Raw genomic sequence first — 11256 nt, 5'->3', positions numbered from 1 at the left:
TTGTGACCAGGGAATTCGACGCGGTGCTGTGCGACTTCGACGGAGTCCTGAAGTTCGTCGATCTCGGCCGGCAGGCGGAGATCGAGCGGGCGTACGGGGTGGAGCCGGGGACGGTGGCCCGGGTGACCGGCGAGTCGGCGCTGGCGGTCCCGGCCCTGACCGGGCTGGTGACCCGCGAGGAGTGGCTGGAGTCGGCGGTTCCCGTCCTCGCCGGGCTGGTTGGCTCGGCCGCACGGGCGAGCGCGCTGGCCGCCGAATGGGTGGCCGCCCGCACCTGGGTGGACGAGGAGGTCGTCGCGCTGCTCGCGCGGGCACGCGCCCGCGTCCCGGTCGTGCTCGTCAGCAACGCGACCTCCGAGCTGGCCGCCCACCTGCGCGAGCTGGAGCTGCACGACGCCTTCGATCACGTCGTGAGCAGCTACGACGTGGGGGTGGCCAAGCCCGACCCGCGGATCTTCGAGATCGCCGCCGGTCGCGCCGGAGCGCCGTTGGAGCGCTGCCTGTTCGCCGACGACCGGCCGGAGAACGTCAGGGCGGCTTCGGCCCTCGGTATGACCGCGCTGCTCTACCGCGCCCCGGCCGACCTGGAGAAGGCGCTGCTCCCGCTGTTCGAGGAGGCTTCGTGACGATGGTGCGGCGGGTGCTGGCCTTCGTGGACCGGCCATGCGAGCGGTTCGAGGAGGCGGCGGCGTTCTGGACCGCCGTGACCGGCACGCGTCTGTCCCCGCGCCGGGGCGACGACGGGGAGTTCGCCACGTTGCTGCCCGAGTCGGGCGACGCCTGGGTGAAGATCCAGGCCGTGGGCGACGGGGGCGGCGCCCACCTCGATCTGGAGGTGGGCGACGTCCGGGCGGCCGTGGCCAGGGCCGAGGCGCTCGGCGCCGCCGTCGCCGCCGACCACGGCGACTGGGCGGTGCTGCGCTCCCGGGAGGGCAGGGCGTTCTGTCTCGTCTCCGGAGAGGTCCCCGGAGAGGTCCCCGGAGAGGTCCCCGGAGAGGTCTCCGTAGGAGGCACGACATCGGCACGGCGGCCGCCCGTCTTCGCCGGCACCCGCCTCGACCAGGTCTGCCTCGACATCGCCCCCGGCGCGTACGAGGAGGAGGTGGCCTTCTGGGCGGCGCTGACCGGATGGTCCCCGCGTCCCGGGTCGCTGCCCGAGTTCACGGTGCTGGCCGCGCCGGGAATGCCGGTGCGGATCCTGCTGCAGCGGCTCGGCGAGGGTGCCGGCCGGTCGGCCCACGTCGACCTGGCCTGCGCCGACCCCGAGGCCGCCCGCGCGCTGCATGAGCGGCACGGCGCGGCGTTCGTGGCGCGGGGGCGGCGCTGGATCGTCATGCGCGACCCGGCCGGTGGGATCTACTGCCTCACCGAGCGCGACCCGGAGACGTGATCAGGCGGCGGGGCGCAGGTGCCGCAGCGCGGGGGCGAGCCGGGCGAGTTCATCCAGCATCGTGTCCGCCGCCGTGTTCATCACGTCGTTGGGGTGCAGGCGGCCCTCCTCGTCGAGGAACTGGGTGACGAAGGGGATGGAGACCGCGTCGAACACGGGCACCATCTTGAGCGTGGTGACGACCTGCTTGAGCATCTGCACCGCCCGCGTGCCCGCGGCGACGCCGCCGTAGCTGACGAATCCGACCGGCTTGTAGTGCCACTCGTGGTGCAGGAAGTCGAGGGCGTTCTTCAGCACGGCGTTGAAGCCGTAGTTGTACTCCGGCGTGACGAACGCGAACGCGTCGCCGCGCTCGATAGTGGCGCTCCACTCCTTCGTGTGCTGGTGGACGTACTGCCGGAGCCGCGGGTGGTTGGGCTCGTCCATGAACGGCAGGTTCACCTCGGCGAGGTCGACGAGCTCGACCTCGAAGGCGTCCTTGGCGACCGCGCGCTCGTGGAACCACTCCGCCACCGGCAGTCCGACGCGCCCGGGACGCGTGCTGGCGATGACGATCTGCAGAACGGGCTTAGCCACAATTCCCCCAAAACATCACGAAACGGGGCATAACGCCCCTAATAGTATGCCGTGATCGTTAAGAACACCGGCCGAGGCGTGTGGCTTCCCGCTCCGCAGGTAGATCTCAGCGGGCGAGATGGCGGCTGATGACGAGGCGCTGGATCTGGTTGGTGCCCTCGAAGATCTGCATGATCTTAGCCTCGCGCATGTAGCGCTCGACGCGGAACTCGCGCGTGTAGCCGTACCCGCCGAAGACCTGGACCGCGTCGGTGGTGACCCGCATCGCGGTGTCGGTCGCGACGAGCTTGGCGACACTGGCCTGCCTGCTGTACGGCAGGCCGGCGTCGCGGCGGCGGGCCGCGTCGAGATAGGTCGCCCGGGCGCAGTCCACCCCGGCGGCCATGTCGGCGAGCAGGAACCCGAGCCCCTGATGGTCGATGATCTTCTTGCCGAACGTCTCGCGCTCCTTGGCGTACGCCACGGCCTCGTCGAGCGCGGCCTGGGCGAGGCCGACGGCGCAGGCGGCGATGCCCAGCCTGCCCGAGTCGAGCGCGCCGAAGGCGATGGGCAGGCCCTGCCCCTCCTCGCCGATGAGGCGGTCGGCGTCGATCAGCACGCCGTCCCAGTGGGCGGTGGTGGTGGGGATCGCGTGCAGGCCCATCTTCTCCTCGGGGCGGCCGAAGGTCAGGCCGTCGGCGTGACCGGGGGCGAGGAAGCAGGAGACGCCGCGCTGGCCGGGGCCGGTGCGGGCGAACAGCGCGTAGAAGTCCGCCAGGCCGCCGTGGGTGATCCACGCCTTGGTGCCGGTGATCCGGTAGCCGCCCTCCGTCTTCTCGGCCTTGCAGGTCAGGGCCGCCGCGTCCGACCCGGCCTGGGGCTCCGACAGGCTATAGCCGCCGATCCGCCGCCCGGCGAGCATGTCGGGCAGCCAGCGCTCCCGCTGCTCCGGCGTGCCGTACACGGCCAGGGGCAGGCACGAGAGCGTGTGGACGCTGACCGCGACCGCGACGGCGGCCCACCGGGCGGCCAGCTCCTCGAGCACCTGCAGATACACCTCGTACGGCTGGCCTCCGCCGCCGTACTCCTCCGGGTAGGGCAGGCCGAGGAGCCCGGCGGCGCCGAGCGTGGCGAACAGGCCCTCGGGATAGGTCTCCGCGCGCTCGTGCTCGTCGACGCGGCGGGCGAGCTCCTTGTCTGCGATCTCACGGGTCAGGTCGATGAGGTCCCGGGCGTCCTCGCCGGGCAGCAGGCGGTCGACGGTCACGATGACTCCTGGAGGAAGGGCTCGTGGGCGGACTCGTGGGCGGGCTCGTTCAGCTCGGCGAGAAGGGTGGCGGCGCGGTCGCGGAACTCCGCGACACGGGCGAGCTTGATGTCCTCATACCCCCGGATCAGGTCCGGCAGGGCGGCGATCTCCGCGACGGCCGCGGCGGTCGCGGGGGTGAGCCGGTCGAGCGCGCGCCGCATCAGCTCGCGATACTCCACGACCAGCGTACGCTCCACCCGGCGGACGGCGGCGTGCCCGAACACGTCGAACGCGGTGCCGCGCAGCACGCGGGCGGCCCGCAGCCCGCGGAACACGACCCCGGCCGACCGGCGCAGCCTGATCTTGCGCTTGAGGCCCATCGCCCGCAGCAGCGGCGGATGCAGCAGCACCGACACGGTGGCCCCGGGGCCGAACTCCCGCTCGCGCCGGGCCCGTTCCACCGGGTCGAGGTGCAGCCGGGCGACCTCGTACTCGTCCTTGTAGGCCATGAGCTTGTGCAGCCCCCGGGCGTACGCGAGCCCGATGCGCGCGCCGGCCTCCTCCCCCGCCCGCTCGGCGGCCAGCGCGGCCACCTCGCGCACGTCCTTTTCGTACGAGCGGGCGTAGGCGGCGTTCTGGTAGCCGGTCAGGTCGGCGATGCGTACGGCGAGGGTCTCCTCCAGCCCGTCGGCGACGGGCGGCGCGGCCGTCTCCTGCCGGGGGAAGCCGGCCCCGAACGCGGCCCGGGACACAGCCGGGAACGCGGCCCGGGACACGGCCTCGTGGTCGATCACGGCGGCGCGCCCCCAGCGGAAGGCGGCCAGGTTCTGCTCCACGGCTGCACTGCTGGAACCACCGTTGAGGCGGATGGCGCTCTCGATCGCGTCGGCCGAGATCGGGATGCAGCCGTGCTGGTAGGCCGCGCCGACGAGCACGAGGTTGGCGGGCATGTGGTCGCCGAACAACGCCTCCGACAGCGCCCCGGCGTCCAGGTGCAGGACGTCCTCCGAGGCGGTGGCCGACGCGATGCGGGCGACCGCGTCCCCGGGCCCGGAGAGCGCGGCGCGGCCGGTGACCATGGCGGCCGTGGGCACGATCGCGGTGTTCACCACGGCGACCGTGCGCCCCGGAGCGGCGACGGCGAGGGTGTCGTCGGCGGCGGCGCCGAGCACGTCGAAGCAGACGAGGACGTCGGCGGTGCCGCGGGCGGCGCGGACCGAGCCGGTGATCGGCCGCGGCGAGATCCGCACGTCGCTGACGACCGGGCCGCCCTTCTGGGCCAGCCCGGTCTGGTCGAGCCCGGCGGCGTGCAGGCCGTCGAGGTGGGCGGCCATCTGCAGGATCTGCGAGACGGTCACCACGCCCGTGCCGCCGATGCCGGGCATCCGCAGCAGCACCGAGCGGTCCGGGAAGCGCGACACGGGCTCGGTCAGCGTCACCGGCGGCGGTCCGGGCACCGGACGCGAAGTCCGGGGACCTGGTTCGACGAGCAGGAACGACGGGCAGTCGCCCTTGAGACAGCTCAGGTCGGAGTTGCACGACGCCTGGTGGATGCGGGTCTTGCGGCCGAACTCGGTCTCCACCGGCTGCACGGACAGGCAGGTGGAGGCGTCCCCGCAGTCGCCGCAGCCCTCGCACACCCGCTCGTTGACCACGACCCTGGCCGTCGGCGTGGGCAGTTTGCCGCGTTTACGCAGCCGCCGTTCCTCGGCCGCGCAGCGATCGTCGTGGATCAGCACGGTCACCCCGTCGATCGCGGCGAGCTCCTTCTCCACCTCCGCGAGATCGTCGCGGTGCCGTACGGACGCGATCGGGGCCAGCCGGACGGCGCGGTAGGTCTCCGGCTCCGGCGTGGTGACCACGATCCGGCGCACGCCCTCGGCGGCCAGCGACCGCGTCAGCGCCGGGACGTCGAGGCGGCCCTCGGCGCGCTGCCCGCCGGTCATCGCCACGGCGTCGTTGTAGAGCAGCTTGTAGGTCATCGAGACGCCGGCCGCGACGGCGGCACGAATGGCCAGGGAACCGGAGTGGTGGAAGGTGCCGTCACCGAGGTTCTGGGTGAAGTGGCGGTCGGAGGTGAAGGGGGCAAGGCCGAACCACTGGGCGCCCTCGCCTCCCATCTGCGTCATGCCGACCTGCCTGCCGCGCCCGTTCCCGTCCAGGGCGATCATGGCGTGGCAGCCGATGCCCGCGCCCACCAGCGTGTCGTCGGAGGCGCGCGTGGAGGCGTTGTGCGGGCAGCCCGAGCAGAAGTACGGCGTGCGGGCGGCGACCAGCGGGAGCAGACGGCGCTTCTCCCTGCCGGTGGCCGGGCCGCGCGTGAGGACGGCCGCCTGCCGGGGAAGGCGGTCCGGACCGAGGCAGGTGGCGAGCGCCCCGGCCACGTCCTCCGCGCCGAGCGTGCCGCGCGCGGTCAGCAGTTCCCGGCCGAGGACGTCGGGACGCTGACCGGTGTCGTACAGCGCCTGCTTGAGGTGCCCCTCAAGGAACGGCACCTTGTCCTCCACCACGAGCACCCGGTCGAGCCCGTCGGTCATGGCGGCGAGATCGTCGTACGCGAGCGGGAACGGCATGGCGAGCCGGATGAGCCGCAGGCCGAGGTGGTCCATCGCGGCCTCGTCCAGGCCGAGATCGGCGAGCGCGCGCAGGACGACGGCGTAGGAGGTGCCGGACGCGAGCAGGCCCGTCGTGGCCCGCGGCGCGTCGTGGGTCACCCGGTTGAGGCCGTGCGCGCGGGCGTACGCGCGGGCCAGGCCGAGCCTGCGGGTGAGCATGTCGTGCTCGGCCTCCAGCGAGGCCGGGCCGACCAGGGTGGGCGGTGCCCCGCGGTCCACGCGTTCCGGCGCCGGGACGCCGGTGCGGATGGTCTCGCGCAGCGCTCCGAGGTCGACGGTGGCGGAGGAGTCGGCGACGTCGGCGACGATCTTCAGCCCGGCCCAGAGGCCGGTGGCCCGCGACAGCGCCACCGCGTGCAGCCCGAGCTCGACGACCTCCGCCACGGAGCCGGGGGCGAGCAGCGGCATCGACAGGCTCTGGCACATCGGCTCACACGAGCTGGGCACGGTCGACGACTTGCTGCCGGGGTCGTCGCCGATCCACGCCACCGCCCCGCCGAGCGGCGCGGTGCCGGCGAGGTTGCCGTGCCGGATCGCGTCGGCGGCCCGGTCGAGGCCCGGGTTCTTTCCGTACCAGAACCCGGTCACCCCCTCGTGCCTGCGGCCCGGCACCTGGGCGAGGAGCTGGGTGCCCGCGACCGCCGTGGCCGCGAGCTCCTCATTGAGGCCGGGCCGGGCCACCACGCCCGCCTCCTCGAGGAACCGCGCGGCCCTGGCCATCTCCAGGTCGACCCCGCCCAGCGGCGAGCCGGGATATCCGGAGACGAAGACCCGGGTGTCCAGCCCGCGCTCCGCGTCGAGGCGGCGCTGCTCCAGCGTCAGCCGTACGAGGGCCTGGACGCCCGAGATCAGCACGGTGCCGCGCTCGGCGGCGTACTTGTCGTCGAGCGTGACGGGAGGCCTGGACACGGCGAACCTCCTGGGGTCGGGGAGTGACCCACAGCACACCAACCCTCTGGGCGTACGCGCAAGCATCACGCGAGAACCGGCCGATAAGACGCAAAAAGATGGAGAAGTCCGCCTCGGGCGGCTACGGTTCTTTGCGTCGGCGCGGGTCGGAGAGGGAGATGCCATGGCGGAGATCGACGACATCGACCACCGGCTGCTGCGCCTGCTGCGCGAGGACGGGCGCAGGACGTTCTCCGAGATGGCCGCCGAGATCGGCCTGTCGGTGGCCGCCGTCAAGCGGCGGGTCGACCGCCTGCGGGAGATCGGCGTCATCACGGGCTTCACCGTGCGGATCGACTACGCCAAGCTCGGCTGGGGCATCGAGGCGTTCACCGAGCTGCGCTATCCGGGCACGACCCCGGTCGGCAAGATCGTCCGTACCGCCACGGACGTGCCGGAGGTGCAGGAGGTGTTCACCATCGCCGGAGACCCGGACGCGCTCATCCACGTCCGGGTCCGCGACCTCGGGCACCTCCAGCAGGTCATCGACCGCCTGCGCCGCGCGGGCGACGTGACCGGCACCAAGACCCTGCTCGTGCTCGGCACGTGGACCCGCGACCTCGGGCCGGTCGAGGACCTCAGTCGTCGTCCTTCCGGTCCTACCGCCCGCTGATGCCGGTGGCGTTCAGGAAGTCGACCAGCGGGCCGTCGGCGATCCTGCCGGCCTGACGCGCCTGCCGGAGCTTGATCAGGATGTCGCGGACGCGCCGCGCGGCCTTGTCGCTCCTGTTTCCTCCCCGGCCTCTGCCCGGGCCTCTGGACATGTCCCTGGCCGTCTTCCTGATCGCCTCGTGGGCGTCGCGGGCCAGCCTCGGCTCGATGCCGCCCCGCCGCTCCTGCTCCTGCAGGGCGTGCTCGAAGGCGGCCAGCCACTCCTGGTAGTTGCGGTAGACGGGGCGTGCGGGCGGCGTGGGAGACGGCCTCGGGGACGGTATCGAGGACGGTTTCGGGGATGGTTCGGAGGACGGCCGTGGTGACGGTGTCCTGGTCGCCCGCGTCGGGCTGGGCGAGACCTTCCCCGGTGACGTCCCGGTGGGGCTGGGCGCCGCGGCCGCGGGCTCCGCCTGCCCGCCGTCGTCGGACAGGGCCGCCACCCCGATCGTGACCACGGCGAGCCCCGCCACCGCGGCGCCGAGCCGGAGGAGCGTGCGCCGCTCGGGCGACATCCCCGCCGTACGGCCCGCCGGGCCGACGGGCGGCGGGGCGTCGAGCAGCGGGGCGTCGAGCAGCGGGGTGTCGAGCAGCGCCGTGTCGCCCGCCCGCGCGCCGCCGGCGTACGGTGCCGGAGGCGGAGCGGGCGTTCCCGCCTCCCACGCCGGCCGTCGGGCCGAAAGGGCGACGGCCGCGAGGATCCGGCGGGCGACCTCGGCGTCGGCGGGCCGGGCGGCGGGGTCCTTGGCCAGCAGCGCCATGATCAGGCGCTCCAGCTCGGCGGGGATGTCGGGCCGGTGCCGGCCGGGCGGCACCGGGGCCTGGTGGATGTGCTGATAAACCAGCTCGGGGGCCGACCCGGTGAACGGGGGGTGCCCGCACAGCAGCTCGTAGCAGACGCACCCCAGCGCGTAGAGATCGCAGGCGGAGCCGCCGCCCCTGCCGTCGATCTGCTCGGGAGCCAGGTAGGCGGCGGTGCCGACGACGGTGCCCACCATGGTCAGCCGCGCCGCCTCGGTCGCCACCTGGGCGACGCCGAAGTCGACCACCTTGAGCAAGCCGCTCGCGGTGAGGTGCAGGTTGGCGGGTTTGACGTCCCGGTGCACGACCCCGGCGCGGTGCGCGGCGTCCAGGCCGGCGGCGGCCTGGCTCATGAGGTGGCACGCCTCCGCCACGCCATAGCTGCCCCGGTCCTGCAGCTCGGCGGCCAGGCTGCGGCCGGTGAGCAGCTCCATCACCAGGTAGGGCCGCGCGTCCTGCTCGCCCACGTCGAGCACCGTCACCACGTTCGGGTGGACGACGCGGGCGGCGGCCCTGGCCTCGCGGGCGAAGCGCTCCCGCGAGGCGACCCCGGCGACCTGCGGCGTGAGGATCTTCACCGCCACGGGACGGTGCGCCCGCAGGTCCCGGCCGCGCCAGACCTCGCCCATCCCGCCCTGGCCGATCAGCTCCTCCAGCTCGTAACGCCCGCCGAGCGTGGACGGCACCACGTCCCGCACCTCCTCATGGCCCTCATGGCCACGCGCGCCCCTGATGATCGGGAGCCAACCTATCCTCTCGGGCAGGCCAGGTGAGAACGGCCGGAACCCCGTGAACAGGACGTGACGGGGCTGCGACTACGCGGGGGTGTCCGCCGGCTGGGCCCGCTGCTCGTGTCGCCGTTCGCCTCGCTGCTCGTGTCGCCTCTCATGGGCGGCGGCGAGGATGAGGTAGGCGCTGGCCGTCCAGGTATAGGCGCGGTCGCGCAGCCCCTCGCCGGTGCGCGCGTCGAAGTTCTCCGCGAAGCCGGACCGCTCGCAGAGCCCGCGGAAACGGGCGCTGATCTCGTCGGCGAGCTCGGCGTGCCCGGCGCGGCGCAGGCCGTCCTCGATGAGCACGGTCGAGGGGGCCCAGATCGGCCCCCGCCAGTAGCCGTCGTCCTGGTAGTGCTCGGACTCGGGGTGCTCGGTGGCGGGCCCGAACGCGGTCAGGTGCGCGGCGATGCGTGCGGCGAGCGCCGTGTGCACCGGCTCGGGAAGCTCGTCGCCGAGCACGATGGGCATGAGGTCGAGCAGGCTGGAGCTCGGCCAGGTGCGCCCGGAGTGCGCTCCGCGGGCGACGAAGCGGTCCCCCGTCCACAGCTCGGCGAGCAGCGCGTCGCGCATCCGGTCGGCGGCGCCGGACCAGCGGGCCGCCGCGGACGGGTCCGGGGCGCGGCGGGCCAGCTCGCGCATCTGCAGGACGAGGAACGCGGCCAGGTCGGCGGTCTCCACGACGCGTTCGGGGTCGAAGGTGGTGGCGTTGTCCCAGCCGCTGTCGTTGCCGTGCTGGTAGTGGGGCAGTTCGCGGCCCGGGACGCGCCGCGCCGTGAGCCAGAATCCCGTCCAGCGTTCCAGCAGCCGGTAGACCTTCTCCGGCTCGGCGGCGGGCGGGAGGTGGCGCAGTGCCCAGCCGTGGATGGGCGGCTTGACGAAGTTGTAGAGGATCTCCGAGTGGGTGACGGAGTCGGGCAGCGCGCCCGCCTCGTCCTGGTGGTCGAAGGGCAGCCGGAACTGGTCCCACGCCAGGCCGGGCAGGCCGTCCGCGAGGGCGATGGCGTTGAAGCAGTGGTCCCAGCTCCACACCTTGTCCATCCAGTGCTTGGACATCAGCACGGCCGGCCGGGTGACGAACCCGGCGGGGCGCACGGTCGCCGACCACAGGACGTAGGCGGCCAGCTCGGCCGCGGGCGTCCGGTCGCTGCGCCAGGGGGCGACCGCCGCCGTGAACGCGTCGAACTCGGCCCGCGCCGCCTCGGCCACCCGCTCGAAGTCGTCCGTACGTGTGTAGGGGGCGCGGGCGGTCTCGTACTCCTCGACGGCGATCTCCCACTCGCCGCTCAGCACGACGCCCCGCTCCGCGGTGCCGAGCACCTGCGTGCCCCGCGCCTCGGCCTGCCCGGCGAGCACCGTCACCCGGTAGCGGCGGCCGGTCTGGTAGACGGTGAAGACGAACGAGCCGTCCGCCGGGTCCTGGTAGAAGTACGGACCGCTGAACGGCGTCAGGACGGGGTCGGCGGCCAGGAGGCTCAGCCCGAGGCCCCGGCCACGCAGCCGCACCGTGTCGGCGTTCTCGTACGCGAGGTCGATCCGGCCGTCCGCGCGGCTCCAGGTGAGCCGGTGGGGCGTGGCGGTGACCTCGCTGTCCGCGGACGGCGCCAGCCGCAGGATCGGATGCATGCCGGTCTGATGGGAGACCAGATGCACGTCCCGCGCGTAGGTGTTCTGGGCGACCACCGGCGAGAAGCCGAACCAGGAGCCGCGATAGCTGAACGGGATTTCCCGCAGGGAGAACACCGGGCCTGAAGCGGCGACGGTCATGAAGAGGGGGTCCCTTCTCGAAAAGAGGCTCAGTCCTTGACGGCGCCGGCGGTGACCCCGGCGGCGACGTAACGCTGAGCGACGATGAGCAGAACGGCGGCCGGGATGGAGGCGACCACGGCGGTGGCCATGATGGCGTTCCACTCCTGGTTGTTGTTGCCGATGTAGTGGTAGATGCCGAGCGTGATCGGCTGGTGGGCGCCGCCCTGGTCGAGGGTGGAGGCGAAGACGAAGTCCGACCAGGCCCACAGGAACGCGAACAGCGACACCGTGATGACCGAGTTGCGGCTGACCGGCAGCACGATCGAGACGAACGTGCGCAGCGCGCCCGCGCCGTCCACCCGGGCCGCCTGCATCAGCTCCTCGGGGATGCCGGACATGAACGTGGCGAGGATCAGCACGGCGAACGGCACCGCGAGGGTGGAGTCGGCCACGATCAGCCCGGGGACGGTGTTGAGCACGCCGGTGCTCAGGAAGATGGCGTAGAAGCCCATCGCCATGATGATCCCC

The 11256-nt window shown here is 73.2% G+C and carries 9 protein-coding genes; 3 read left to right on the top strand and 6 right to left on the bottom strand.

The features are described from left to right. The first annotated feature begins 2 nt into the window (after positions 1-2). Together HCK04_RS17440 and HCK04_RS17435 are read left to right on the top strand one after the other, a co-directional pair. Entirely contained in the window at positions 3-626 is a 624-nt protein-coding gene (locus tag HCK04_RS17440; protein ID WP_142648404.1) for an HAD-IA family hydrolase, read from the top strand. A 2-nt stretch (positions 627-628) separates the two neighbouring features. Beyond that, the gene (locus HCK04_RS17435; protein ID WP_142648537.1) at positions 629-1390 is read left to right on the top strand and encodes a VOC family protein; all 762 of its coding nucleotides are present in this window, start codon (positions 629-631) and stop codon (positions 1388-1390) included. Here HCK04_RS17435 and HCK04_RS17430 read toward each other — a convergent pair whose 3' ends face one another. The 3 genes from HCK04_RS17430 to HCK04_RS17420 form a co-directional block, all read right to left on the bottom strand. Beyond that, positions 1391-1966, bottom strand: a complete 576-nt coding sequence (locus tag HCK04_RS17430) for an NAD(P)H-dependent oxidoreductase (RefSeq protein ID WP_142648403.1) — start codon at positions 1964-1966, stop codon at positions 1391-1393. A 106-nt stretch (positions 1967-2072) separates the two neighbouring features. Continuing rightward, positions 2073-3212 (bottom strand): acyl-CoA dehydrogenase family protein, encoded by a 1140-nt coding sequence (locus tag HCK04_RS17425; RefSeq protein ID WP_142648402.1) that lies wholly within the window; start codon positions 3210-3212, stop codon positions 2073-2075. Further along, positions 3209-6718 (bottom strand): indolepyruvate ferredoxin oxidoreductase family protein, encoded by a 3510-nt coding sequence (locus tag HCK04_RS17420; protein WP_260617311.1) that lies wholly within the window; start codon positions 6716-6718, stop codon positions 3209-3211. The genes HCK04_RS17425 and HCK04_RS17420 overlap by 4 nt, the downstream gene beginning before the upstream one ends. 163 nt (positions 6719-6881) lie before the next feature. On the opposite strand from HCK04_RS17420, the gene HCK04_RS17415 reads away from it, so the two are divergent. After that, positions 6882-7370 carry an Lrp/AsnC family transcriptional regulator gene (locus HCK04_RS17415; protein WP_142648401.1) on the top strand — a complete coding sequence of 163 codons (489 nt, stop codon included), beginning with the start codon at positions 6882-6884 and terminating at the stop codon, positions 7368-7370. On the opposite strand, the gene HCK04_RS17410 is transcribed toward HCK04_RS17415, so the two are convergent. The 3 genes from HCK04_RS17410 to HCK04_RS17400 form a co-directional block, all read right to left on the bottom strand. Beyond that, positions 7357-8898: a serine/threonine-protein kinase gene (locus HCK04_RS17410; protein WP_142648400.1), complete on the bottom strand. Its 1542-nt coding sequence runs from the start codon at positions 8896-8898 to the stop codon at positions 7357-7359. The genes HCK04_RS17415 and HCK04_RS17410 overlap by 14 nt on opposite strands. Before the next feature lie 126 nt (positions 8899-9024). Next, a complete protein-coding gene (locus tag HCK04_RS17405; RefSeq protein WP_168066017.1) occupies positions 9025-10746 on the bottom strand; it encodes a glycogen debranching protein in 1722 nt (573 codons plus the stop codon). A 29-nt stretch (positions 10747-10775) separates the two neighbouring features. After that, a partial coding sequence (locus tag HCK04_RS17400; RefSeq protein WP_142648399.1) for a carbohydrate ABC transporter permease occupies positions 10776-11256 on the bottom strand: 481 nt, incomplete at its 5' end.

Origin of the sequence: Microbispora sp. CL1-1 (assembly GCF_012034195.1) — a bacterium.
Classification (GTDB): Bacteria; Actinomycetota; Actinomycetes; order Streptosporangiales; family Streptosporangiaceae; genus Microbispora.
Note: the sequence above shows the minus strand (reverse complement) of the source record. Positions and strands in the feature narration are given on the sequence as shown.